General features: G+C 69.4%; 18 protein-coding genes and 2 pseudogenes. 12 read left to right on the top strand and 8 right to left on the bottom strand.

The window, feature by feature from the left end; translation table 11 throughout:
- Together WT16_RS13865 and hmpA are read left to right on the top strand one after the other, a co-directional pair.
- Complete coding sequence (locus WT16_RS13865) at positions 1-552, top strand: cob(I)yrinic acid a,c-diamide adenosyltransferase (protein ID WP_006025351.1); 552 nt, start codon at positions 1-3, stop codon at positions 550-552.
- Between the two features lie 120 nt (positions 553-672).
- A complete protein-coding gene (gene hmpA, locus WT16_RS13860; RefSeq protein ID WP_063533541.1) occupies positions 673-1,881 on the top strand; it encodes an NO-inducible flavohemoprotein in 1,209 nt (402 codons plus the stop codon).
- 163 nt (positions 1,882-2,044) lie between these two features.
- Here hmpA and aroG read toward each other — a convergent pair whose 3' ends face one another.
- On the bottom strand, positions 2,045-3,118 hold the full coding sequence (gene aroG, locus WT16_RS13855) for a 3-deoxy-7-phosphoheptulonate synthase AroG (RefSeq protein ID WP_006025353.1): 1,074 nt from the start codon (positions 3,116-3,118) through the stop codon (positions 2,045-2,047).
- Between aroG and WT16_RS34435 the strand changes: the two genes are divergently transcribed.
- Positions 3,117-3,356 carry a hypothetical protein gene (locus WT16_RS34435; RefSeq protein WP_197486487.1) on the top strand — a complete coding sequence of 80 codons (240 nt, stop codon included), beginning with the start codon at positions 3,117-3,119 and terminating at the stop codon, positions 3,354-3,356. The two genes, aroG and WT16_RS34435, sit on opposite strands and share 2 nt — an antisense overlap.
- Here the strand turns inward: WT16_RS34435 and WT16_RS34430 are convergent.
- From WT16_RS34430 to WT16_RS13840, 4 genes and pseudogenes are all read right to left on the bottom strand, one after another.
- Positions 3,311-3,534, bottom strand: a pseudogene (locus WT16_RS34430) (hypothetical protein). The gene WT16_RS34435 and the pseudogene WT16_RS34430 overlap by 46 nt on opposite strands.
- Entirely contained in the window at positions 3,534-5,003 is a 1,470-nt protein-coding gene (gene tldD, locus WT16_RS13850; protein WP_015601895.1) for a metalloprotease TldD, read from the bottom strand. Before tldD ends, WT16_RS34430 begins: the two are co-directional and overlap by 1 nt.
- 116 nt (positions 5,004-5,119) lie before the next feature.
- On the bottom strand, positions 5,120-5,947 hold the full coding sequence (locus tag WT16_RS13845) for a carbon-nitrogen hydrolase family protein (RefSeq protein WP_063533540.1): 828 nt from the start codon (positions 5,945-5,947) through the stop codon (positions 5,120-5,122).
- 45 nt (positions 5,948-5,992) lie between these two features.
- Complete coding sequence (locus tag WT16_RS13840; protein WP_063533539.1) at positions 5,993-10,186, bottom strand: AsmA-like C-terminal region-containing protein; 4,194 nt, start codon at positions 10,184-10,186, stop codon at positions 5,993-5,995.
- A gap of 175 nt (positions 10,187-10,361) precedes the next feature.
- Between WT16_RS13840 and glnE the strand changes: the two genes are divergently transcribed.
- Positions 10,362-13,139 carry a bifunctional [glutamate--ammonia ligase]-adenylyl-L-tyrosine phosphorylase/[glutamate--ammonia-ligase] adenylyltransferase gene (gene glnE, locus WT16_RS13835; RefSeq protein WP_063533538.1) on the top strand — a complete coding sequence of 926 codons (2,778 nt, stop codon included), beginning with the start codon at positions 10,362-10,364 and terminating at the stop codon, positions 13,137-13,139.
- 83 nt (positions 13,140-13,222) lie between these two features.
- Here glnE and recN read toward each other — a convergent pair whose 3' ends face one another.
- Both recN and WT16_RS13825 read right to left on the bottom strand, forming a co-directional pair.
- Entirely contained in the window at positions 13,223-14,872 is a 1,650-nt protein-coding gene (gene recN, locus WT16_RS13830) for a DNA repair protein RecN (protein ID WP_063533537.1), read from the bottom strand.
- 29 nt (positions 14,873-14,901) lie between these two features.
- Entirely contained in the window at positions 14,902-15,804 is a 903-nt protein-coding gene (locus WT16_RS13825) for an NAD kinase (protein ID WP_063533536.1), read from the bottom strand.
- A gap of 132 nt (positions 15,805-15,936) precedes the next feature.
- On the opposite strand from WT16_RS13825, the gene hrcA reads away from it, so the two are divergent.
- The 3 genes from hrcA (at position 15,937) to WT16_RS13810 (ending at position 18,649) form a co-directional block, all read left to right on the top strand.
- Positions 15,937-16,959, top strand: coding sequence for a heat-inducible transcriptional repressor HrcA (gene hrcA, locus WT16_RS13820; protein ID WP_009913496.1), 1,023 nt, complete (start codon positions 15,937-15,939; stop codon positions 16,957-16,959).
- A gap of 209 nt (positions 16,960-17,168) precedes the next feature.
- Positions 17,169-18,236, top strand: a complete 1,068-nt coding sequence (gene hemH / locus WT16_RS13815) for a ferrochelatase (protein ID WP_006025362.1) — start codon at positions 17,169-17,171, stop codon at positions 18,234-18,236.
- A gap of 5 nt (positions 18,237-18,241) precedes the next feature.
- Complete coding sequence (locus tag WT16_RS13810; protein WP_063533535.1) at positions 18,242-18,649, top strand: RNA-binding S4 domain-containing protein; 408 nt, start codon at positions 18,242-18,244, stop codon at positions 18,647-18,649.
- Here WT16_RS13810 and WT16_RS34425 read toward each other — a convergent pair.
- Positions 18,621-18,782: a hypothetical protein gene (locus WT16_RS34425; protein WP_009913495.1), complete on the bottom strand. Its 162-nt coding sequence runs from the start codon at positions 18,780-18,782 to the stop codon at positions 18,621-18,623. The genes WT16_RS13810 and WT16_RS34425 overlap by 29 nt on opposite strands.
- A 366-nt stretch (positions 18,783-19,148) precedes the next feature.
- Between WT16_RS34425 and grpE the strand changes: the two genes are divergently transcribed.
- From grpE to WT16_RS13790, 5 genes and pseudogenes are all read left to right on the top strand, one after another.
- Positions 19,149-19,685, top strand: a complete 537-nt coding sequence (gene grpE / locus WT16_RS13805) for a nucleotide exchange factor GrpE (RefSeq protein ID WP_006025364.1) — start codon at positions 19,149-19,151, stop codon at positions 19,683-19,685.
- 12 nt (positions 19,686-19,697) lie between these two features.
- A pseudogene (locus WT16_RS31205) lies at positions 19,698-19,790 on the top strand (thioredoxin); the annotation flags it as partial.
- Positions 19,791-19,973: 183 nt separating this feature from the next.
- The gene (dnaK, locus tag WT16_RS13800) at positions 19,974-21,923 is read left to right on the top strand and encodes a molecular chaperone DnaK (protein WP_009913494.1); all 1,950 of its coding nucleotides are present in this window, start codon (positions 19,974-19,976) and stop codon (positions 21,921-21,923) included.
- A 263-nt stretch (positions 21,924-22,186) separates the two neighbouring features.
- Positions 22,187-23,320, top strand: a complete 1,134-nt coding sequence (gene dnaJ / locus WT16_RS13795; protein ID WP_063533534.1) for a molecular chaperone DnaJ — start codon at positions 22,187-22,189, stop codon at positions 23,318-23,320.
- Positions 23,321-23,351: 31 nt separating this feature from the next.
- Complete coding sequence (locus tag WT16_RS13790) at positions 23,352-25,313, top strand: bifunctional anthranilate synthase component I family protein/class IV aminotransferase (RefSeq protein WP_063533533.1); 1,962 nt, start codon at positions 23,352-23,354, stop codon at positions 25,311-25,313.
- Positions 25,314-25,453: the final 140 nt, after the last annotated feature.

The raw sequence follows: 25,453 nt of genomic DNA, 5'->3' as shown, positions 1-25,453 counted from the left end.
ATGGGCAAGCGCTTGAGCAAGATCGCGACCCGCACGGGCGACGACGGCACGACGGGCCTCGGCGACGGCAGCCGCGTGCGCAAGGACGACGCGCGGATCGCGGCGATCGGCGATGTCGACGAACTGAATTCGCAACTCGGCGTGCTGCTCGCCGAGCCGCTGCCGGACGACGTCCGCGCGGCGCTTTCGACGATCCAGCACGATCTGTTCGATCTGGGCGGCGAGCTCTGCATTCCGGGGCGCGCGGCGATCACCGACGCGCATCTCGCGCGTCTGGACGACTGGCTCGCGCACTACAACGGGCAACTGCCGCCGCTCGATGAATTCATCCTGCCGGGCGGCGCGCGCGGCGCGGCGCTTGCGCACGTGTGCCGGACCGTCTGCCGGCGCGCGGAGCGCTCGATCGTCGCGCTCGGCGCGCACGAGCCGCTCAACGCGCCGCCGCGCCGCTACGTGAACCGGCTGTCGGATCTGCTGTTCGTGCTCGCGCGGGTGCTGAACCGCGCGGCGGGCGGAGCCGACGTGCTGTGGGACCGCGCGCGCGCGCAATGAACGCGTTGATGCGCATCATTGCAATCGCAGGCCCGTTGTGGCGAGGTGCGACAATTTGACCGCCGGGCGCGCGTCCATAAAGATGTATCGTCTTAGAATGTTTAACGGAGGAATACTTTCATGGCGCAGATGACTGCCGAGCAAATGGCCCGAGTGAAAGCGACCGCCCCGGTTCTCGCGGAGCACGGCACGACGATCACGAAGCATTTTTATCAGCGGATGTTCGGGCGTCACCCCGAGCTGAAGAACGTCTTCAACCAGACGCACCAGAAGACGGGCAGCCAGCCGGAGACGCTCGCGAAGGCGGTCTACGCGTACGCGGCGAACATCGACAACCTCGGCGCGCTCGGCGGTGCCGTGTCGCGGATCGCGCACAAGCACGCGAGCCTGAACATCCGGCCGGAGCACTATCCGATCGTGGGCGAGAACCTGCTCGCGTCGATCGTCGAGGTGCTCGGCGACGCGGTGGACGCGGACACGCTCGAAGCGTGGCGCATCGCGTACGGCCAGCTCGCGACGATCCTGATCGGCGCGGAGGCGAACCTGTACGAGAGCGCCGCGTGGAGCGGCTTCCGTCCGTTCAAGGTCGCGCAGAAGGTGCGCGAGAGCGACGAGATCACGTCTTTTTACCTGACGCCCGCCGACGGCGGCGTGGCGCCCGGGTTCGAGCCGGGCCAGTACGTGTCGGTGAAGCGCTTCGTCGGCGACATGGGCGTCGATCAGCCGCGCCAGTACAGTCTGTCCGACGCGCCGCACGGCAAATGGCTGCGCATCTCGGTCAAGCGCGAAGCGGGGCGCAGCGAGCAAGTGCCGGCGGGCAAGGTGTCGACGCTGATGCACGATGGCGTCGACGCCGATTCGATCGTCGAAGTCACCGCGCCGATGGGCGACTTCACGCTGAACCGCAACGCGTCGACGCCTGTCGTGCTGATTTCGGGCGGCGTCGGGATCACGCCGATGATGTCGATGGCGTCGACGCTCGTCGCGTCGGGCAGCGAGCGCGAAGTGCGGTTCCTGCACGCATGCCGGTCGGCGAGCGTGCACGCGTTCCGCGACTGGCTGAACGACACGACGGACGCGCATCCGAACGTGAAGCGCGCGGTGTTCTACGAGGAAGTCGGCCCGAACGACCGCGCTGGCGTCGATCACGACTACGAAGGCCGGATCACGCCGGCCGCGCTCGAGCGCCACGCGCTCGTGCCGGACGCCGACTACTACGTCTGCGGGCCGATCGCGTTCATGAAGCAGCAACGCGATGCGCTCGTCGCGCTCGGCGTCGCGCCGGAGCGCGTGCAGACGGAAATCTTCGGTTCGGGCGCGCTCGAATGACGAAACATCGGCGAACGACGCACGTTCGCTGAAGCGCAACGAAAAAGCCCGGCGCGATGCGTCGGGTTTTTTTGCTGGGCAGTGCTCGCCCGGAACCGAGCCGGAGTCAGGCCGGCTCTGGACGGCCTGCTCGTGGCGCACGGGGCTGCGCTTCGCCGCGCGCTCAGTTGCCGCTGCCGCGCGCGACGCGCCGCGCCTTCACCGCGTCGGCGAGCCCTTCGAGCACCTTTACGCTGTCGTCCCAGTTGATGCACGCGTCGGTGATGCTCTGGCCGTACGTGAGCGGGCAGCCGTCCTTCAGGTCCTGGCGGCCTTCGACGAGGTGCGACTCGACCATCACGCCGACGATGCGCTCGTCGCCCGCCGCGAGCTGGCGGCCGATGTCCGCGCACACGGGAATCTGGTTCTCGTGCTTCTTCGAGCTGTTCGCGTGGCTTGCGTCGATCATCAGGCGCGCGGCGAGGCCCGACTTGCCGATGTCCGCGCACGCGATGTTCACGCTGTTGGCGTCGTAGTTCGGCGTCTTGCCGCCGCGCAGGATCACGTGGCAGTCCTCGTTGCCGGCCGTCGACACGATCGCCGAGTGGCCGCCCTTCGTCACCGACAGGAAATGGTGCGGCTGCGACGCGGCCTTGATCGCATCGACCGCGATCTTCACGTTGCCGTCGGTGCCGTTCTTGAAGCCGACCGGGCACGACAGCCCCGATGCGAGCTCGCGGTGCACCTGCGACTCGGTCGTGCGCGCGCCGATCGCGCCCCACGAGATCAGATCGGCGATGTACTGCGGGCTGATCATGTCGAGGTACTCGGTGCCGGCGGGCAGCCCCATTTCGTTGATCTGCAGCAGCAGCTCGCGCGCGGTGCGCAGGCCGTCGTTGATCTTGAAGCTGTTGTCGAGGTGCGGATCGTTGATGAGCCCCTTCCAGCCGACCGTCGTGCGCGGCTTCTCGAAGTACACGCGCATCACGATCTCGAGCTCGTCCGCAAAGCGCTCGCGCTCCTTGACGAGCCGGCCCGCGTATTCGAGCGCCGCCTTCGTGTCGTGGATCGAGCACGGCCCGATGACGACGATCAGGCGATCGTCCATCCCGTGCAGGATCCGGTGCATCGCCTGGCGCGCGTTGTAGATGAGCTCCGACACCGCCTCGCTGAGCGCGAATTCGCGGATCAGGTGAGCGGGCGGAGTCAGCTCCTTCAGTTCTCGGATGCGGACGTCGTCGGTATTGTGCGGGGGCATGCTTGAGTTCTCCGGTTCGGTGCGCCGCCCGGCTGCGTGCGCGGGGCGGCTGGCTGTTCAATTCGACAAATCGGCGATTCGGGAAAGCCGGTGGTTCGGCCCGTCAGCCGCGCGTGCGAACCGGCAGGACGAAAAAAAAACCGCCGGGTTCGCCGGCGGTTTTTCGGGAATTCGGTTGCGCTTCGCGCGCCATCACCCCTCTCGATCCGCCAGCGGCCTGAGATACCAAAAAAAGTAAAAGTAAAACTTTGCGGACATGGCGAAAATGCGGTGCGTCAATGTGAAGCGATGCAAGAAAGAGATTTATACCCGGTCGGCCGCTGGCTTGCAATCCTGCGACGCTGAAAATGCGGACAATCCGCGCGATGCAAGCGATTCGCGCGAATTGTCTGCGTCGTAATGCGGCAATGCCGCATTACGACGCGGTGCCGCCGACCGTCATGTTGTCGAGCCGCAGCGTCGGCTGGCCGACCCCGACGGGCACGCTCTGGCCCTCCTTGCCGCAGACGCCGACGCCCGTATCGAGCCGCATGTCGTTGCCGATCATGCTCACGTACTTGAGCGATTCCGGGCCGCTGCCGATCAGCGTCGCGCCCTTGACCGGATACGTGACCTTGCCGTTCTCGATCATGTACGCCTCGGACGCCGAGAACACGAACTTGCCGTTCGTGATGTCGACCTGGCCGCCGCCGAAGTTCACCGCGTAGAGGCCGTGCTCGACCGATTCGATGATCTCCCGCGGGTCCTTGTCGCCGTTGAGCATGTACGTGTTCGTCATGCGCGGCATCGGCAGCGCCGCGTACGATTCGCGCCGCGCGTTGCCGGTGACGGGCATCTTCATCAGCCGCGCGTTCAGCGTGTCCTGGATGTAGCCCTTCAGGACCCCGTCCTCGATGAGCGTCGTGCACTGCGTCGGGTTGCCTTCGTCGTCGATGTTGAGCGACCCGCGGCGGTTCGGCAGCGTGCCGTCGTCGACGACGGTCACGCCCTTGGCCGCGACCTGCTCGCCGATGCGGCCCGCGAACGCCGACGAGCCCTTGCGGTTGAAGTCGCCCTCGAGCCCGTGGCCGATCGCCTCGTGCAGCAGCACGCCCGGCCAGCCCGGCCCGAGCACGACCGTCATCGCGCCCGCGGGCGCGGGGCGCGCGTCGAGATTGACGAGCGCCGCGTGCACCGCGTCGTCGACGTAGCGCGCGAGCACGTCGTCGGTGAAGTAGCCGTAGTCGAAGCGGCCGCCGCCGCCGCCCGAGCCGATCTCGCGGCGGCCGTTCTGCTCGGCGATCACCGTCACCGACACGCGCACGAGCGGGCGGATGTCCGCCGCGAGCGCGCCGTCGCTGCGCGCGACGAGCACGACGTCGTATTCGCCGGCGAGCCCCGCCATCACCTGCGTGATCCGCGGGTCGCGGCCGCGCGCCATCTGCTCGACGCGCTCGAGGAGCTTCACCTTCGCGGTTGCGTCGAGCGACGCGAGCGGATCGGCGGGCAGGTACAGGTCGCGGCCCGAGATGCCTTTCAATGAGGAAGCCGCGCGGATCTTCTGCTTGCCGCCGCCCGCGGCGGCGATCGCCTTCGTCGCGGCGGCCGCCTGGCGGATCGCGTCGGGCGACAGGTCGTCCGAATACGCGAACGCCGTGCGCTCGCCCGCGACCGCGCGCACGCCGACGCCCTGGTCGATGCTGAAGCTGCCCGACTTGACGATGCCTTCCTCGAGGCTCCACGCTTCGCTGCGGGTTGCCTGGAAGTACAGGTCCGCGTAGTCGACGCGATGCGTGAAGATGTCGGCGAGCGTGCGCGTGAGAAGGCTTTCGTCGAGGCCATACGGCGTGAGCAGGATGTCCTTCGCGAGCGCGAGATTGTGGACGCCGGGTTCGATGATGTTCATGCGGATTCGGGAATTCTCAATTTCTGAAACGGTTGTCGGACGCGCTTTCTTTTTTCCGGTCGGATGGCCGGATGGATCGCGGCGGCCGTTTTTCAAGGGCGAAGGCGGCCGGGCGCTCATTCGAGCACGCGGTGCCGCCACGCGGGCAGGCTCCGCCGCACGTCGGCGATCCGCGCGGGATCGATCTCGCCCGCGACGACGCCCGCGCCTTCGTCGCGCACCGCGACGATCTCGCCCCACGGGTCGACGAGCATGCTGTGGCCCCACGTGCGGCGGCCGTTCTCGTGCTTGCCGCCTTGCGCGGCGGCGAGCACGTAGCACTGGTTCTCGACCGCGCGGGCGCGCAACAGCGTCTCCCAGTGCGCGCGGCCCGTCGTGTACGTGAACGCCGACGGCACGACGATCATCGCGCAGTCCCCCATTCGCCGATACAGCTCCGGAAAGCGCAGATCGTAGCAGACCGACAGCCCGACCCGGCCGAACGGCGCGTCGAACGTGCGCACCGCGTCGCCCGGACTGATCGTGCGCGCCTCGTCGAACGACTCGTCGTCCTTCTCGAAGTTGAACAGGTGGATCTTGTCGTAGCGGGCGGCCTCGCGGCCCTGCGGATCGAACACGAGCGTCGTGTTCAGCACGCGCGAAGGCTCGGGCGCCGAGAGCGGCAGCGTGCCGCCGATCACCCAGACGCCGTGCGCCTTCGCGCGCCCGGCGAGAAAGCGCTGGATCGGGCCGTCCTGGTAGGCTTCCGCGAGCGCGAGCTTGTCGGTGTCCTGGTGGCCCATGAAGCAGAAGTATTCGGGCAGCAGCACGAGCCGCGCGCCCGCGCCCGCCGCGTCGGCGATCAGCCGGCCGGCTTCGGCGAGATTGCGCTCGCGATCGGGCGTGCTGACCATCTGCAGCGCGGCGACCCGGAACGGCGAGGCTGAGGCATGGCGATCGGTCATGACGGGTTGGGTAGCCGAAAAAAGGGTGCGGGCCCGGCGGCCGCGTCAGTGCTCGACGGCCGCGGGCGCGAAGCCCATCTTACCCCGATCGCCGCCGACCCGCTCGATGTGCGGATGCGCCCACGACCCGGTGATCGCGTAGTCCACCGCGAACGCGTGCGCGAGCGTTTGCGACAGCGCGAGATTCGCGGCGAGCACGCCGAGGCCGAGGAACGGATTGATGATCGCCGCGCCGATCGCGGCCGCGCTCGCGCTCACCTTCGGCGCGATGTGCGCGTTCAGCTCCTGCGTCTCGCGCGCGAGATCGACCGAGCCCGTCACCGTCACCTTCGCGGGCGAGGTCTTCATCTCGAAATCCTGCGTGCGCGCGATGCCGTTGTCGATTCGGCCCGTGCCCGTGATCGTCTCGAACGGCAGCCCCTTGCCGATCACGTCGCGGAAATCGAGCGTCAGGAAGCGCGCGAGGCCTTGCAGGCTCAGCACGCCGAGCAGCTTCGCCGCGCCCGGGTCGACCTTCAGGATCTGGCCGTGCGCGAGGTCGAGCGACAGGCGGCCGTTCAGCGTCGGATAGTCGATCGCGGTCGGGCCGCCGCGCCACGCGACCTTGCCCGACAGCGTGCCGCGCCCGCTCTCGACCGTGCGCGGCAGGCCGACGCGATCGAGCAGGGCGCCCGCGTCGCCGATCGCGAGCGTGAAGTCGAATACCGTGCGGCGCGGCGCGTCGTCCTCCTCGGCGCCGCGCGCGAGCGCGCGCCGCGACGTGCGCCAGTTCGCGGTCGCGGTGAGCTTCGCGGCCGGGTTCGCGAGCTCGAGCTTGTCGAGCTGCCAGACGGGGATGCCGTTCTCGTCGATGTTGCGCGCGTCGACCTCGAGCCGGCCGATGTCGTGGCCGCGCGCGACCACCTGGTCGACGACGAGATCGATCGCCGGCATCGCATGGTGGGTGGGCGTCGGCAGATCGATCGCGCGGCCGACGAGATCGTGCTCGGCGCTCTCGGGAATCACGAGCCTCGCGAGCCGCGCGCTCAGCACGCCCGCGCCCGTCGGGCCGCCGCCCGGCGCCCACGACAGGTAGCCCGACACCTGGTTCGACGCGATGTTCGCCTGCCAGAGGTCGTCGATGTGCGATGCGCCGACGATCACGTTCTCCCAGTTGCGCTTGAGCAGCTTCAGCGTGCCGAAGTGCAGCGCGAAGCGCTTCGGCGCGAAGCTCGCGAGATCGACGGGCGACGCGGCCGGCTTCTCGCGCGCGGTGGGCGACTTGCCGAAGCCCTGCGCGAACGTCTGCCACGCATCGGCGTCGAGTTCGTGCACGTCGATCGCCGCGCTCACGCCTTCCTGCGGCATGTCGGGCATCCGGTTCATGCCGATCGCGCCGCGCACCGCGCGCACCGGCTGCCCGCGCTCGACGTCGAGCAGGTAGGTCGCGGCGAGCGGGCCGAGCGTCAGGTCCGCGCGCTCGAGCGGCTTGCCGCTCGCCTGCGGCTCGGGCGCGAGCACGAAGCTGAACGGCATCGGCGTGCCGGCCGGCTTCGCGAACGGCGCGGGGAAGTCGAGCGCGACGCCCGTGAGGTCCGAGCTCGCGGTGATGTCGGGCAGGCCGCCCTTCGCGCCGCGCACGGCGAGCCGGTACGGCGCGTCGCCGACGACGCGCTCGAGCGCGGCGGCCGCCGCGCCGCGCAGGTTCAGCCCGCGCGCGGCGTCGAGCGACAGCCGGCCGTCGATGTCGAACGCGTAGCGGCCGTTCTCCGACAGCGCGCCGCGCGCGCGCACGTCGCCGCCGAGAAAGCGCGCGGTGAGCCGATCGACGCTCGCCGTGTGCTGCGTGAACCGCACGTTGCCGCGCAGCCGCGTGACGGGCGGCACGCCGTCGGCCTCGAGCGTGTTGCCGGCGAAGCCGAGCGCGCCGTCGACGCCGACGTGCGGATGCGGGACGTGCTGCGGGATGGTGAGCTTGAGCGCGAGCGTCGCCGGCCCCTGCGCGCGCACGAGGTTGCCGATGTGGCCCGTCATCCCGGCGACCGCGCTGTGGTTCGCGTAGTCGAGCAGGTCGGCGAGCGGGCCGTGCGCGCGGCCCTCGATCACGAGCGGCGAATGCGTCGGGTTGCCGAGATCGTCGATGCGCCCCGCCACCTTCGTGAGCGCGACGCCCTTGTAGCGCGCGCGGTCGATGTCGAAGCGCAGCCGGTTCTGCTCGAGCTCGAACACGCCGTCGATGCCGTCGAGCGCGGGCCACACGTTCGGCGTGCCGTTCGCGAGCGTGCGCGGCGGCTGCGGCGTCGGCTCGAACGTGCCGCCCGCGAAGGGCGCGACGATGTGGAACACGCCCGCCTTCGGATCGTGCTCGTAGGGGAACGTCTCGAGCGGGCCCTTCGCGACGATCGTCGCGCCTTTCTTCACCTGGCCCGCCTGCAGCGCGTGGCCGAGATAGAGGCGCAGGTGATCGGACAGGCTCGTCGGCAGGTAGCGGGGGATTCGCGCGACGGCCGCGCGCGCGAAGTCGGCCTTCAGGTCGAGCGAGCCGCGGCCGTGGCCGGGGTTCGCGTAGCTGCCCGCAACCGCGATCGCCGCGTCGGCGTTCTCGACGTAGAACTCGGGCACCGCGACGTCGACGCGCGCGTGCCGCTCGCCGGGCGCGAGCGTGACGGTCCAGTTCGCGCGGCCGCGCAGCTTGTCGAACGCGAGGCGAGGCTCGTCGAACACGCCGGGCACGGTGACGGCCGCGTCGACCGTGTCGAAGCGCGTCGCGCCGCCTTTTTCGTCCGCATCGACGTGGCCCCACAGATTCTCGACGCCCGGAATCCCCGCGCGCGGGTGGCCGTGCGGCGAGAGCCCGGGCGGCGGCTCCTGCGCCTCGAAGCTGATCCCCTGCAGGTCGCCCTGGAAGCGGTAGCGGATGATGGGCGCGGTGCCGCTTTCGCGCTCTTCGTCGACGAACTCGGGGCTCGCCGGCTTCGCGCGCTCGACCTCGATCGCGTAGTTCGCGACGAGCCCGCGCGGATCGAAGCGCACGAGCTCGTTGCGCAGCCGCGCCGGCAGCGGCAGCCCGCGGATGAATTCGGCGAGGATGCCGAGATCGACGCGGTCGCCGGATACGCTCAGCAACTGGCCTTCGTCGACGTTCGGCACGCGGTAGCGCGCGGTGAGCGTGTGCAGCGCGAGCGCGCGAGAGAGCGGCGTGCCGTCCGCGAGCGGCGGCTGACCGAGCTCCGCGTGCAGCCGCGACAGATGCAGCGTGTAGTCGCGCTTCGGATCGATCGCGAGGTCCCAGCCGAAGCGCGCGACCGGGATGTCGAGCCGCGGCTGCGTCGGGCGCACGCGCAGCGCGACGTCGTAGCCGCGCAGCTCGCCGCCCGCGCGGTACAGATGGCCGTCGCCGAAATGCGCCCAGATCGCGTTGTCGATCCGGCCCGCGTAAGCGGTGAGGCGGATGTTCGCGTAGTGCGCGAGCGTCGGCAGGTCGACGGGCCCCGTCGACAGATACGCGTCGCCCGTCCAGTTGGACGGCTTGCCGATCGGCGCGAGCGCCTTGTGGACGAAGCGCGCGCGGAAGTCGAGCGGGCCGTGGAACAGCGTGCCGTTCGCGGGCGCCTGCAGCGCGATCCGGTGCACGATCCCGTCGTTGAGCACCGCGATCCGGATGCCTTTCAACGCGAGCTCGGGCGCGTCGTGCTGCGCGTCGCGCCAGCGCAGCGTGCCGCCGCGCAGCACGATCGCCTCCTGCTTGAGCAGCCATGCGCTGAACGTGTCGTCGGCGCCCGTTTTCGTCGTCGGCACCGCGACGCCCGCGACGAACAGCGCCCCGTCCGCATGGCGCTCGGTCAGCAGATCGGGATCGTCGACGACGAGACTCGACAGCGTCGGCGCGAGGCGCGCGAGCGAGCGCCACGACAGCGCGGCCGTCGCATGGGGAACCGACAGCGCGACGCGGCCGTCGCGGCCGCGGATCGTCAGGTCGCTGATGTCGACGCCCGGCTGCATGCCCGACCAGTGCGGCGCGAGCCGGCCGATCCGCAGTTCGGCGTGGAGCTTTTGCGACACGAACGCCTCGATGCGCGGGCGGTACTCGTCGATGCGGGGCAGCAGCAGGTAGCGCAGCCCGAGGAAGGCGGCGGCCGCGACAAAGTACGCGGCGATCGCGATCGCCAGCACGCCCTTGAACACGCGACGCAGGACCGGGTGATGGTGCTGCGGAGGTCCGGCTTCGGTCGTTGCGGCGGAATCCTGACGGTCGGACATGCGGCGAAGGGGCGGCGATATGGTAGTTTTGCGGACTGACGTTCAAATGTATCACACGGGTCCCCCCCGACGGCTTTCGCGACGCCGTCCGTGCGGGCCGTCCGGCCGCGCGCCGGCTCCGCGCGCTGCCTGCGCGGCGGCCCGCGGCCTTTCACCGCGCAACGCGCGCTCGACGATGACCGACGCCTCCGATCTGCTGTCCCTGTCCTATTCGCACTATCTCGCGCGCGCGGCCGCGGCGCGGCCGGCGCTCGCCGAGCGCATCGCCGCGTGGGCGGCCGCGCCTGTCACGCGCGCGGCGCTCGATGCGCGCCTCGACGAACTGCTCGCCGAAGGCGGCCGTCCGCCGTCCGAGGGCGCGCTGAAAAAGGCGCTGCGGCAACTGCGCGGCGAGGCGTTCGGCGCGGTCGCCGAGCGCGACCTGGCGGGGCGCGCGGACGTCGCCGAAGTCACCGGCACGATGACCGACCTCGCCGAGGCGGCGATCCAGCGCGCGCTCGCGCTGCTCGCGGCGGACCTCGAGGCGCAGTACGGCGAGCCGCGCGGCCCGTCGGGCGAGCGGCTCGCGCTCGGCGTGGTCGGCATGGGCAAGCTCGGCGGCCGCGAGCTGAACGTGTCGTCGGACATCGATCTGATCTTCGTCTACGAGGACGACGGCGAGACGGCGGGCGGCGCCCGCGCGCCGATTTCCGTGCACGAGTTCTTCACGCGGCTCGGCCGGCGCCTGATCGGCGTGCTGTCCGAGGTGACGGCCGACGGCTACGTGTTCCGCGTCGACATGCGGCTGCGCCCGAACGGCGATGCCGGCCCGCTCGTCTGCAGCCTCGGGATGCTCGAGGAGTATTTCTACGTGCAGGGGCGCGAATGGGAGCGCTACGCATGGATCAAGGGCCGGCTCGTGACCGAGCGGGCGAGCGCCGCCGCGCACCGCCTCGCGCAGCAGCTCGACACGATCGTCAAGCCGTTCGTCTACCGGCGCTATCTCGATTTCGGCGTGATCGGCGCGATCCGCTCGCTGCACGAGCAGATTCGCCAGGAGGCGCGGCGGCGCGCGACGATGCGGCCCGACAAGGCCGACGACATCAAGCTCGGCCGCGGCGGAATCCGCGAGATCGAGTTCAGCGCGCAGGTGTTCCAGTTGATTCGCGGCGGGCAGGACGCGGGCTTCAGGGTGCGGCCGACGCTCGCGGTGCTGAGCCACGCGAGCGCGAGCGGGCTGATCGCCGACGAGGTGCGCGCGGGGCTGACGGACGCGTATCTGTTCCTGCGCACGCTCGAGCACCGGCTGCAATACCGCAACGACGCGCAGACGCACGCGATGCCGGTCGATCCGGCCGAGCGCGCGGCGCTCGCCGCGTCGCTCGGTTTCGCCGATTACGCGGCGCTGATCGCGGCGCTCGACCGGCACCGCGCGTTCGTCGAGGCGCAGTTCGACCAGGTGTTCGCCGACAAGGCGGGGAGCGGCGAGCGCCGCGCGGACGACCACGCGCCGGGCTGCGTCTGGAGCGGCGCGCTCGCCGACGACGGCGCCGACGACGCGCTCGTCGCGCGCCTGGCGGCGCTCGGCTTCGCCGATCCGGCGGTCGTGCTCGCGCGGCTGCAGGCGGTGCGGCGCTCGTCGCGCTACGCCGGGCTGCCGGAATCGAGCCGCGTGCGGTTCGACCGGGTCGCGCAGCGCGCGCTCGAGGCGGCGCCCGGCATCGACGCCGCGCATCGCGACGAGACCGTCGTGCGCTGCTTCGACCTGCTCGAGACGGTCGGCCGGCGCGGCGCGTATCTCGCGCTCCTGACCGAGTACCCGGCCGCGCTGCGGCGCGTGCTGTCGGTGCTCGGCGCGACGCGCTGGGGCGGCGGCTACCTGATTCGCCACCCGCAACTGCTCGACGAACTGCTCGACGACGAGGCGATCGACAGCCCGTTCGACTGGCCGGCGTTCAAGGACGCGCTGCGCAGGCGGCTCGCGGCCGCCGACGGCGCCGAGCATCAGATGGACCTGCTGCGCCACGCGCATCAGGCCGAGGTGTTCCGGATCCTGCTGCTCGATCTGGCCGGCAGGCTGTCGGTCGAGCACGTGAGCGACCGCCTGTCGGAGCTCGCCGACGCGATGCTCGACGTGACGATCGAAGTCGTCTGGTCGCAGCTCGCGAAGCGCCATCGCGACACGCCGTGCTTCGCGGCGATCGCGTACGGCAAGCTGGGCGGCAAGGAGCTCGGCTACGCGTCCGATCTCGATCTGATCTTCCTGTACGACGATCCGGACGAGCGCGCGGCCGACGTCTACACGACGTTCGCGCGCCGTCTGATCACGTGGCTCACGACCGCGACGGGCGCGGGCACGCTGTTCGACATCGACCTGCGGCTGCGGCCGAACGGCGAGGCGGGCCTGCTCGTCACCGATCTCGACGCGTTCCGCCGCTATCAGTTGCGCGAGGGCGACGCGGCGAACACCGCGTGGGTATGGGAGCACCAGGCGCTCACGCGCGCGCGCTACAGCGCGGGCGACGCGCGGATCGGCGCGGCGTTCGAGGCGATCCGCGTGCAGGTGCTGACGATGCCGCGCGATGCGGCGGTGCTCGCGAAGGAGATTGTCGAGATGCGCGGCAAGGTGCTCGCCGGGCATCCGAACACGGCCGGGCTGTTCGACCTGAAGCACGACCGCGGCGGGATGGTCGACATCGAGTTCGTCGTCCAGTACTGGGTGCTGCTGCACGCGGCGCAGCATCCGGAGATGATCCGCAACACCGGCAACATCGCGCTGCTGCGCGAGGTGTCGCGCTTCGGGCTGATGAGCGGGGAGGAGGCGGAGACGGTCGGCGCCGCGTACCGGACCTACCGGAAGCTCCAGCACCGGCTGCGCCTCGACGGGATGGAAAAGGCGCGCGTCGAGCCCGGGCGGGTCGCGGCCGAGCGGCAGGCCGTGGCCGCGCTGTGGGCGCGCGTGTTCGGCGCGTAGCGGGAAGCGGCGGGAGCCGAAGCAGGGACCGCAGCGGGAACCGCGCGGAGTCGATCCGTTGCGCCCGGCGAGCGCGCGCCGCGTCACGCGGTCAGCATTTCCTTCGCGTGCTTGCGCGTCGTCGCGGTGATCTCGAGGCCGCCCAGCATCCGCGCGACTTCCTCGATCCGGCTCGCGCGATCGAGCGGCACGACCGTCGACACGGTGCCGCCTTCGCCGTCCTCGCCCTTCGCGACCTGGAAGTGATGATCGCCGCGCGCGGCGACCTGCGGCAGATGCGTGACGCACAGCACCTGCCGCATCTGCCCGAGCTGATGCAGCAGCCGCCCCACCACCTCGGCCACGCCGCCGCCGATGCCCGTGTCGACTTCGTCGAAGATGAGCGTCGGCGTCGGGCTCGCCGCGCTCGCGATCACCGCGAGCGCCAGGCTGATCCGCGCGAGCTCGCCGCCCGACGCGACCTTCGCGAGCGGCCGCAGCGGCACGCCCGCATGGCCCGCGACGCGGAACTCGATCTGCTCGAGCCCGTGCGCGCCGCCGTCGGCGAGCGGCACGAGCGCGACTTCGAAGCTGCCGCCCGCCATCGACAATTCCTGCATGCCTGTCGTCACCGCCGCGCCGAGCGCCTTCGCGGCCTGCGCGCGCGCCTTCGACAGCTTCCGCGCGTCGGCGAGATACGCTTGCCTCGCATGGTCGGCGATCGCCTGCAGCGCGCTCAGGTCGGCGGCGGCGTCGAGCTCGGCGAGCTGCGCGCGGCGCGCCTCGTGCTCGTCGTGCAGCGTTTCGGGCGGCAGCCGGAACTTGCGCGCGGTCGAATGCAGCGCGTCGAGCCGCGTCTCGACCTGCGCGAGCCGGTCCGGATCGAGGTCGAGCCGCTGCGCGTAGTGCGACAGCGAGTACGACGCCTCCTGCAACTGGATCTCGGCCGGCTCGAGCGACGCGAGCGCGTCATTGAGCGCGGGGTCGTATTCGGCGAGGCTCCTCAACTTCGACACGATCGCGCCCAACTGCGTGAGCATCGCGTCGTCGGATTCGGAGATCGCGCCGAGTGCGCCCTGCACGCCGTCGATCAGGTTCGCCGAATGCGTGAGCCGCTTGTGCTCGGCGCCGATCTCGTCCCATTCGCCCGGCTGCGGCGCGAGCTTGTCGAGCTCGGCGAGCTGCCACGCGAGCTTTTCGCGTTCGAGCTGGCGCTCGCGCTCGTGCGCCTGCGCGGCCTCGATCGCGTGCGTCGCGTCGCGCCATGCGCGATGGCCGCGCGCGACGGCGGCCGCGTCGGCCGCGAGCCCCGCGTGCGTGTCGAACAGCTCGCGCTGCGCGTCCGCGCGCATCAGCAGTTGGTGCGCGTGCTGGCCGTGGATGTCGACGAGCATCTCGCCCACTTCGCGCAGTTGCGCGAGCGTCGCGCTCGTGCCGTTGATGAAGGCGCGCGAGCGGCCGCTCGCATCGATGACGCGCCGCAGCATCACCGTGTCGTCGGCGTCGAACGCGTGCTCGTCGAGCCAGCGCGCGACGCGGTCGTGCGGCGTGAATTCGGCGCTGATGTCGGCCCGGCTGCTGCCGGTGCGCACGACGCTCGCGTCGGCGCGCTCGCCGAGCGCGAGCGCGAGCGCATCGATCAGGATCGATTTGCCGGCGCCCGTTTCGCCTGAGAAAACGGTGAAACCGCTGTCGAATTCGAGATCGAGCGCGGCGACGATGACGAAATCGCGGATCGAGAGGTGGCGGAGCATGGGTGTCGGTCGGAAGGGGGCGTCAGGGCTTATGCGTCGTCGTCTTCTTCGCTCGACGGGTGTTCGTTCCAGTGCAGCTTCTTGCGCAGCGTCGCGTAATAGCTGTAGCCGACCGGGTGCAGGAACGGCACCGTGTGCTTCGAGCGGCGCACCTCGATCGTGTCGTTCAGCTCGAGCGCGGTGAACGACTGCATGTCGAAGTTCACGTTGACGTCGCGCCCGCCGATGATCTGGATCGCGATCTTCGAATCGTCCGGCAGCACGATCGGCCGGTTCGACAGCGCGTGCGGCGCGATCGGCACGAGCACGATGCCTTGCAACTGCGGGTGCAGGATCGGCCCCTGCGAGGACAGCGCGTACGCGGTCGAGCCCGTCGGCGTCGCGACGATGAGGCCGTCCGAGCGCTGGTTGTACATGAAGCGGCCGTCGACCGACACGCGCAGCTCGGCCATCCCGGAGAAGCCGCTGCGGTTCACGACGACGTCGTTGAACGCGAGCGCGTGGTAGATCGGCTCGCCGTTGCGCACGATCCGCGCCTCCAGCAGCGTGCGCTCCTCGCGCTCGTAGCTGCCCGCGAGCATCATCGGCACGACTTCCCGCATGTCGGATGCCGGGATGTCGGTGATGAAGCCGAGCCGGCCGTGGTTGATGCCGATGAGCGGCGTCCTGTACGGCGCAAGCTGGCGGCCGATGCCGAGCATCGTGCCGTCGCCGCCCAGCACGACCGCGACGTCGGTGCGCGCGCCGATCTCCGCGGGCGTGAGCGCGGGATAGCCGGCGCTGCCGATCGCCTGCGCGGTATCCGCCTCGAACACGACTTCGAAGCCGCGCTTCGCGATGCACGCGGCGAGCGATGCGAGCGGCTCGGCGATGCCGGGCGTGTTGCTGCGCCCGACGAGCGCGACGGTATGGAATTGGTGGCCGATTTTCATGCCGGCATTACACCATAGCTCGATGACGAAAAGAACCGCCCGCCGGCGGCCGGCCGGCAAAACAGGCGCGGGGCGGCGCGGCGCGCAAGCGGCGCTCGCGGGGGCCGCCCGGTTGCGCTAAAATTTTCCATCATGTTAGATCCACGCGCACGAACCCTCCTCAAGACGCTGATCGAGCGGTATATCGCCGACGGTCAGCCGGTCGGATCGCGCACGTTGTCCCGTTATTCCGGGCTCGAGCTGAGCCCGGCGACGATCCGCAACGTGATGTCCGACCTGGAGGAGCTCGGCCTCGTGTCGAGCCCCCACACGTCGGCGGGGCGGGTGCCGACGCCACGCGGCTATCGCCTGTTCGTCGACACGATGCTGACCGTCGAGTCGCCGATCGATTCCGACGCCGTCACGCGGCTCGTGCAGACCACGCTGCAGGCGGGCGAGCCGCAGCAGAAGGTCGTCGCGGCCGCGGCGAGCGTGCTGTCGAACCTGTCGCAGTTCGCGGGCGTCGTGCTGACGCCGCGCCGCAGCCACGTGTTCAAGCAGATCGAGTTCCTGCGCCTGTCCGACAAGCGAATCCTCCTCATCATCGTGACGCCCGAAGGCGACGTGCAGAACCGCATGATCGCGACGCAGCGCGACTACTCGCCCGCGCAGCTCACCGAGGCGTCGAACTACATCAACGCGCACTTCGCCGGCCTGTCGTTCGACGAGGTGCGCCGCCGGCTGCGCGAGGAAATCGACCAACTGCGCGGCGACATGACGGCGCTGATGCACGCGGCCGTCACGGCGAGCACCGAGGAGCCCGACGACGAGGAGACCGTGCTGATCTCCGGCGAGCGCAACCTGCTCGAAGTGGCGGATCTGTCGTCCGACATGGCGCGCCTGCGCAAGCTGTTCGACGTGTTCGACCAGAAGACGAGCCTGCTGCAACTGCTCGACGTGTCGAGCCACGCGCAAGGCGTGCAGATCTTCATCGGCGGCGAATCGACGCTCGTGCCGATCGACGAGATGAGCGTCGTGACCGCGCCGTACGAGGTCAACGGCCAGATCGTCGGCACGCTCGGCGTGATCGGCCCGACGCGGATGGCGTACAACCGCGTGATTCCGATCGTCGACATCACCGCGCGCCTCCTGTCGTTGACGCTCAGTCAGCAGTAACCGGTTCCGTCCGCCTTTCATCGCCGTTTCTTCATACTTTTCTTCACGCTTTTGCGGCGTCGGACGCCGTTTTTTCCCGCTCGAATCCGTCATCGGCATCGTGCCGCTCCACCGGGCGCCGCGCAATCGGCCGGACGGCCGACTGGTGGCGCCGGGCCGCCCCGCTATAATGAGTGACGTTCGATTCGGTGCCCCGGCACGCTCTTTCCATGCGTTTTGACCTCGAACCGCCGTCGCACGCGTCGGCCGCCCACCGCGTCGCCGTGCTGCTCGTCAATCTCGGCACGCCCGACGAGCCGACGCCGCGCGCGGTGCGCCGCTATCTTGCGCAGTTCCTGTCCGACCCGCGCGTCGTCGAGATCCCGCAGTTCGTCTGGCAGTTGATCCTGCGCACGCTGATCCTGCCGCTGCGCAGCCGCGCGTCCGCGAAGAAGTACGCGGCCGTCTGGCTGCCCGAGGGCTCGCCGCTGCGCGTCCATACGGAGCGCCAGGTCGAGAGCGTGAAGCCGCTGTTCGCGGCGAACGGCTACCGGGTGATCGTCGACTACGCGATGCGCTACGGCACGCCGAGCATCGCCGACATGCTCGCGCAACTGAAGCGCGCGGGCGCCGAGCGCGTGCTGCTGCTGCCGATGTACCCGCAATATTCGTCGTCGACCACGGCCACCGCGTTCGATGCGGCGTTCGCCGCGCTCGGCCGGATGCGCAACCAGCCGGAGGTGCGCACGGTGCGCCACTACGCGGATCACCCGGCCTATGTCCACGCGCTCGCCGAGCAGGTCCGCCAGTATTGGGCGGCGCACGGCCGGCCGGCATTCGAGTCGGGCGACAAGCTCGTGCTGAGCTTTCACGGCGTGCCGAAGCGCACGCTCGATCTCGGCGATCCTTACCACGATCAATGCCAGCAGACGGCCGCGCTCTTGATGTCCGCGCTCGGCCTGACGACGTTCGAGTGCCGGGTCACGTTCCAGTCGCGCTTCGGCAAGGCCGAGTGGCTGCAGCCTTATACGGCGCCGACCCTCAAGGAGCTCGGCACGGCGGGCGTGCGGCGCGCGGACGTGTTCTGCCCCGGCTTCACCGCCGACTGCCTCGAGACGATCGAGGAGATCGGAATCGAGGGGCGCGACGAGTTCCTGCACGGCGGCGGCAAGGAGTTCCACCGGATTCCGTGCCTGAACGCGTCGCCCGCGTGGATCGCGGCGCTCGGCGAGATCGCCGCCGAAAACCTGCAAGGCTGGCCGGTGCGCGTCGCGACGGCGCCGGAAGCCGTGACCTGATTGCCATGAATTTCAAGATTTCGACTGCACCCGGCGCGCGGCTGCGCATCGACAAGTGGCTCTGGGCCGCGCGCTTTTTCAAGACCCGCTCGCTCGCGGCCGACGCCGTCGAGAAAGAGCGGGTGAAGATCGGCGGCGCGGCCGTCAAGCCGGCGAAGGAAGTGCGCGTCGGCGACCGGGTCGACGTGACGATCGAGCATGTCGTCTGGGAAGTCGACGTGCTCGGCGTGTGCGACGTGCGCGGGCCGGCGAGCGTCGCGCAGACGCTCTACGCGGAGACGGAAGCGGGGCGGGCGAAGCGCGTTGCCGAGCTCGAGCGGCGCCGGCATTTCCGGGAGCCGTCGGCCGAACTGCACGGGCGGCCGACGAAGCGGGACCGCCGGATCATCGACAGATTTTCGAATGGGGGCTGAACAGTTGATCGAACGTCGCGCGAGCGCCGCCGTATTCCGTCGTGCGTTCGGTGACGGCGCCAGATAGGCAGATGGTTGTCGTGCCGGCGATGAGTACCAGCGCGACTGCCGAAATAGCGAAGGTCAGTTTCACGGTACTCCCCCTCGAGAAGACGGGTGAAAGGGCCTTGGGTCCGGTGTCGGGCGCTGTCGGGGCAGGGTATACGCGGTTCCCGACGCGCTTGTCGCAAGTGTAGTTCAGTGGACTGTTGCGATCCAGCGAACGGTCGGTAAGGGTTGTTACAGGCCGTTTCGGCCCGAATCCGGGCTTGTCGCCCGCCGTGCACCGCATCGCGGCGCGACGCCGCCGGCAGGGGCGCGGCGGCGCCGGAATCCCCTCTTGAAATCACTGCCCGAGGCCCCATTTGCACCGATATTGTGCGGCGCCGGCCGTTTGCGCGAACAGGCGCGAAACCGGCTGCCGTTTTGGCTTTAACCTCTAAATCGACTTTCTAGCGATATGGAAAACACGCAAGAGAACCCGACTGACCAAACGACTGAGGAAACCGGTCGCGAGGCGCAGGCCGCGGAAAACGCGGCGCCGGCTGCCGAAGCCGCGCTCGCCGAGGCTCAAGCCAAGATCGCCGAGCTGCAGGAGAGCTTCCTGCGCGCGAAGGCGGAAACCGAGAACGTGCGCCGTCGCGCGCAGGAAGACGTCGCGAAGGCGCACAAGTTCGCGATCGAGAATTTCGCCGAACACCTGCTGCCCGTGCTCGACAGCCTCGAGGCGGCGGTGGGCGACACGTCCGGCGATCTCGCGAAGGTCCGCGAGGGCGTCGAGCTGACGCTGCGCCAATTGACGAGCGCGCTCGAGAAGGGCCGCGTCGCGGCGCTCAATCCGGTCGGCGAGAAGTTCGATCCGCACCTGCACCAGGCGATCTCGATGGTGCCGGCCGACCAGGAGCCGAACACGGTCGTCGCCGTATTGCAGAAGGGCTACACGATCGCCGACCGCGTGCTGCGCCCGGCGCTTGTGACGGTCTCGCAGCCGAAGTAAGGGGCGGCGGCGATAGCGGGCACGGGCGTCGACGCGGCCGCGTTCGCGGCGTTCGACATGCAGGAGCTGGACGCCGCGAACCTCGACGCCGGGCTCGCGCTCGCGCGCGGCTGTGGACGAAGCGGGCCGCCCGGCCGATTGAAAAAATTTAATGGCCGCATCGCTTTCAGGGTCTTGAAAACGATGCGGCCGCACTCATTTCGAGTGCAGAGTCGAATCTGGCGCGGCCAGGCGGGCAGCCACCCGCCGATGCCGCAGCGAACAAGGATTTCTGGAGATTAGGAAAAAATGGGAAAGATCATCGGTATTGACCTCGGCACCACGAACTCGTGCGTTGCGATCATGGAAGGCAACCAGGTCAAGGTCATCGAGAACTCGGAAGGCGCACGCACGACGCCGTCGATCATCGCGTACATGGACGACAACGAAGTGCTCGTCGGCGCGCCTGCCAAGCGTCAATCGGTGACGAACCCGAAGAACACGCTCTTCGCGGTCAAGCGCCTGATCGGCCGCCGCTTCGAAGAGAAGGAAGTGCAGAAGGACATCGGCCTGATGCCGTACTCGATCATCAAGGCGGATAACGGCGACGCATGGGTCCAAGCCCACGGCGAGAAGCTCGCGCCGCCGCAAGTGTCGGCCGAAGTGCTGCGCAAGATGAAGAAAACCGCTGAGGATTACCTCGGCGAGCCGGTCACGGAAGCCGTGATCACGGTGCCGGCGTACTTCAACGACAGCCAGCGCCAGGCGACGAAGGACGCGGGCCGCATCGCCGGCCTCGAAGTCAAGCGGATCATCAACGAGCCGACGGCCGCCGCGCTCGCGTTCGGCCTCGACAAGGCCGAGAAGGGCGACCGCAAGATCGCCGTGTATGACCTCGGCGGCGGCACGTTCGACGTGTCGATCATCGAGATCGCGGATGTCGACGGCGAGATGCAGTTCGAAGTGCTGTCGACGAACGGCGACACGTTCCTCGGCGGCGAGGACTTCGACCAGCGCATCATCGATTACATCATCGGCGAGTTCAAGAAGGAGCAGGGCGTCGACCTCTCGAAGGACGTGCTCGCGCTGCAGCGCCTGAAGGAAGCCGCCGAAAAGGCGAAGATCGAGCTTTCGTCGAGCCAGCAGACCGAAATCAACCTGCCGTACATCACGGCCGACGCGTCGGGCCCGAAGCACCTGAACCTGAAGGTCACGCGCGCGAAGCTCGAGGCGCTCGTCGAGGAGCTCGTCGAGCGCACGATCGAGCCGTGCCGCATCGCGATCAAGGACGCGGGCGTCAAGGTGTCGGACATCGACGACGTGATTCTCGTCGGCGGCCAGACGCGCATGCCGAAGGTCCAGGAGAAGGTGAAGGAGTTCTTCGGCAAGGAGCCGCGCCGCGACGTGAACCCGGACGAAGCCGTCGCCGTCGGCGCGGCGATCCAGGGCCAGGTGCTCTCGGGCGACCGCAAGGACGTGCTGCTGCTCGACGTGACCCCGCTGTCGCTCGGCATCGAGACGCTGGGCGGCGTGATGACGAAGATGATCAACAAGAACACGACGATCCCGACGAAGCACTCGCAGGTGTATTCGACGGCGGACGACAACCAGGGCGCCGTGACGATCAAGGTGTTCCAGGGCGAACGCGAGATGGCGGCGGGCAACAAGCTGCTCGGCGAGTTCAACCTCGAAGGCATCCCGCCCGCGCCGCGCGGCGTGCCGCAGATCGAAGTGACCTTCGACATCGACGCGAACGGCATCCTGCACGTCGGCGCGAAGGACAAGGCGACCGGCAAGGAAAACAAGATCACGATCAAGGCGAACTCGGGCCTGTCCGAAGCCGAGATCGAGAAGATGGTGAAGGACGCGGAAGCGAACGCGGCGGAAGACCACAAGCTGCGCGAGCTCGCCGAATCCCGCAACCAGGGCGACGCGCTCGTGCACAGCACGAAGAAGGCGCTCACCGAGTACGGCGACAAGCTGGAGGCGGGCGAGAAGGAGAAGATCGAAGCGGCGCTCAAGGAACTCGAGGACGTGCTGAAGAACGCGTCGAGCGACAAGGCGGCGATCGACGCGAAGATCGAAGCGGTCGCGACGTCGTCGCAGAAGCTCGGCGAGAAGATGTACGCCGACATGCAGGCGCAGCAGGCAGGCGCCGCGGGCGCGGCCGGTGCGGCGGCAGACGGTGCGGCGCAGGGCGGCGCGCAGACGGTGGACGACGTCGTCGACGCCGACTTCAAGGAAGTGAAGAAGGACTGAAGCCGGGTCGCGGTCGACCGCGCCGGGCGCCCCCGATCGGGGTGCGCGGCGCGGTTTTTCCGGGTCCGTTTCTTCACTGCCGAATTGGCGGATCATACTTGCGCCTGGCGGGCCTCGCGGCTCTCCGGGCACATTTGTTTTATGGCGAGCGCCGCGCCGGCCGGCTTCTGCGGGCCGGCGGGCGCGGCGCTCAACCAGTCGCAAGACTTAATGGAAGCGAGAGGAGCCGTTGCGCGCGCTTCGCGCGGCGGCATTGAAACGATATGGCGAAACGGGATTACTACGAGGTTCTGGGCGTCGCGAAGATCGCGAGCGACGACGAAATCAAGAAGGCATATCGCAAGCTCGCGATGAAGTACCACCCCGACCGCAATCCGGACAGCAAGAATGCGGAAGAGCATTTCAAGGAAGCGAAGGAAGCCTATGAAATGCTGTCGGATAGCCAGAAGCGTGCGGCTTACGACCAGTACGGCCACGCGGGCGTCGATCCGAACATGGGGGCGGCCGGCGCGCAAGGCTTCGGCGGCTTCGCCGATGCGTTCGGCGACATCTTCGGCGACATTTTCGGCCAGGCGGCGGCGGGCGGCGGCCGCGGGCGCGGCGGCCCGCAGGTGTATCGCGGCGCGGACCTGCGCTACAGCATGGAGATCACGCTCGAGCAGGCGGCGCACGGCTACGACACGCAGATCCGCGTGCCGAGCTGGGCGTCGTGCGGCGTCTGTCACGGCTCGGGCGCGAAGCCGGGCACGAAGCCGGAAACCTGCCCGACCTGTCACGGCCAGGGCACGGTGCGGATGTCCCAGGGCTTCTTCAGCATCCAGCAGACCTGCCCGAAGTGCCACGGCACCGGCACCTACATCCCGGAGCCGTGCGCGCACTGCCACGGCTCGGGCAAGGTGAAGGAAACCAAGACGCTCGAAGTGAAGATTCCGGCGGGCATCGACGACGGCATGCGAATCCGCTCGGCCGGCAACGGCGAGCCGGGCATCAACGGCGGGCCGTCCGGCGACCTGTACGTCGAGATCCACATCAAGCCGCACCCGGTGTTCGAGCGCGACGGCGACGATCTGCACTGCCAGATGCCGATTCCGTTCACGACGGCCGCGCTGGGCGGCGAGATCGAAGTGCCGACGCTCGCCGGCCGCGCATCGTTCACGGTGGCGGAAGGCACGCAGTCGGGCAAGACGTTCCGTTTGCGCGGCAAGGGCGTCAAGGGGCTGCGCTCGAGCATCGCAGGCGATCTGTACGTGCACGTGCAGGTCGAGACGCCCGTGAAGCTCACCGAGCAGCAGCGCGATTTGCTCAAGCAGTTCGAGAAATCGCTCGCGGAAGGCGGCCCGCGTCACAGCCCGCAGAGCAAGAGCTGGTTCGATCGGGTGAAGAGCTTCTTCGAGTGACGCAACGGCGGCAGCGCGCAGGTGATGCAGGATGACTGACGAAACGGGCGCGATTTTCGCGCTCTTCGACGATTGCGACTCGACCGCGGCGGCGCGGTCGAGTCGTTTGTATTTGGGCTTCTCGCACGAGCGCGTCTGCGCCGGGCCGGCCGGGCTCGACGCGGTGTGCGCGGCCGTCGCGGACGATGCGCGGCGCGGGCTGCATGCGGTCGTGCTCGGCGATTACGAATTCGGGCGCGACTTGCAGCTCGGCACGCACGGCGGCGGCGGCGCGCTGCGTTTTCTGCTGTTCTCCGAATGCGCGAAGCTGTCGCGCGACGAAGTCGACGCGTGGCTCGCTGCGCGCGACGGCGGCCTGGCCGAGCCGTCGCCGGCGGGCGTCGCGCACGTGACGAAGAGCATCGCGCGCGATGCGTTCGACGCGGCGATCGCCGCCGTGCACGACGCGCTGCGCGCGGGCGATTCGTATCAGATCAACTACACGTACCGGCTGCACTTCGACGCGTTCGGCGCGCCGCTCGCGCTGTACCGTCGCCTGCGCGCGCGCCAGCCGGTGCGCTACGGCGCGCTGATCGCGCTGCCGGGCGACGCGTGGGTCGTGTCGTGTTCGCCCGAGCTGTTCGTCGAGAAGTCGGGCGCGCTGCTGCGCGCCCGGCCGATGAAGGGCACCGCGCCTCGCTCGGACGATCCGCGCGAAGACGCGGCCGCCGCCCGGTTTCTCGCGAACGATGCGAAGAACCGCGCCGAGAACGTGATGATCGTCGATCTGCTGCGCAACGACCTCGCGCGCATCGCGCGCACCGGCTCGGTGACGGTGCCGGCGCTGTTCTCGGTCGAGCCGTATGCGTCGGTGTGGCAGATGACGTCGACAGTCGAGGCGGGCATCGTCGAAGGCGCGACGTTCGCCGACGTGCTGCGCGCGCTCTTCCCGTGCGGCTCGATCACGGGCGCGCCGAAGCACAAGACGATGCAATTGATCGACGCGATCGAGACGACGCCGCGCGGGCTCTACACGGGCGCGATCGGCTGGCTCGATGCGCGTTCGGACGGCGGCGCGGACGACGCCCGCGCGGGCGAAGCCGCATCGGAACATGCGCCGGAGCACGCATCGAAGCGCGTCCGCACGGTGAGCGCGGGCCCGGCCAACGCGTGCGGCGACTTTCGCCTGTCGGTCGCGATCCGCACGCTGACGCTCGGCGCGCCTTCGGCCGACGGCGACAGGCGGGGCACGATGGGCGTCGGCGCGGGGATCGTGCTCGACAGCGTCGCCGCCGACGAATACGCGGAGTGCGAATTGAAGGCACGTTTCCTGACCGATGCCGATCCCGGCTTCCAGTTGTTCGAGACGATGCACGCGACGCGCACCGCCGGCGTGCGTCATCTCGATCGCCATTTTGCGCGGTTGCGTTCGAGCGCCGACGCGCTCGGCTTCGCGTTCGACGAGCCGGCTGCGAAGCTGCGCATCGACGCGCGCTGCGCGCAGCTCGCCGACGGCGAGCATCGCCTTCGCGTCGCGCTTGCGAAGGACGGCGCGCTCGAAATCGCGGCCGCGCCGCTCGCGCCGCTCGCGAGCGATGCGCTTGCCGTGCTGCTCGCGCCCGAGCACGGTTTCGCGCCGATGCGCTCGGGCGATTTCCTGCTCGCGCACAAGACGACGCGCCGCGCCGATTACGATCGCGCGTGGAAGGACGCGCAGGCGCGCGGCGCGTTCGACATGCTGTTCTTCAACGAGCGCGGCGAATTGACGGAAGGCGGGCGCACGAACGTGTTCGTGAAGCTGGACGGGCGCTGGTTCACGCCGCCGCTGTCGTCGGGCGTGCTGCCGGGCGTGATGCGCGGCGCGCTGCTCGACGATCCGGCATGGCAGGCGTCCGAGCGCGTGATGACGCTCGGCGACGTGCTGCGCGCCGACGCGCTGATGCTGACGAACGCGCTGCGCGGCGCAGTGCCCGCCCGGCTCGTGCGGGCGGGCGAAGCGGCGGCGGGGCGATAGGCGCGCCCGTCACGAACGGACACGCGCGCCTCTCGCGTCACGACGTCGAGACCTGAAAAAAAGCGGCATCCGCATACGCCGGATGCCGCTTTTTTCGAACTTCGCGACGGGCAGCGGACTTCGCATGCGACCGAAGCCGC

This window comes from Burkholderia sp. MSMB1589WGS (genome assembly GCF_001636105.1).
GTDB lineage: Bacteria > Pseudomonadota > Gammaproteobacteria > Burkholderiales > Burkholderiaceae > Burkholderia > Burkholderia humptydooensis.
This window is presented reverse-complemented; position numbering and strand designations above follow the sequence as displayed.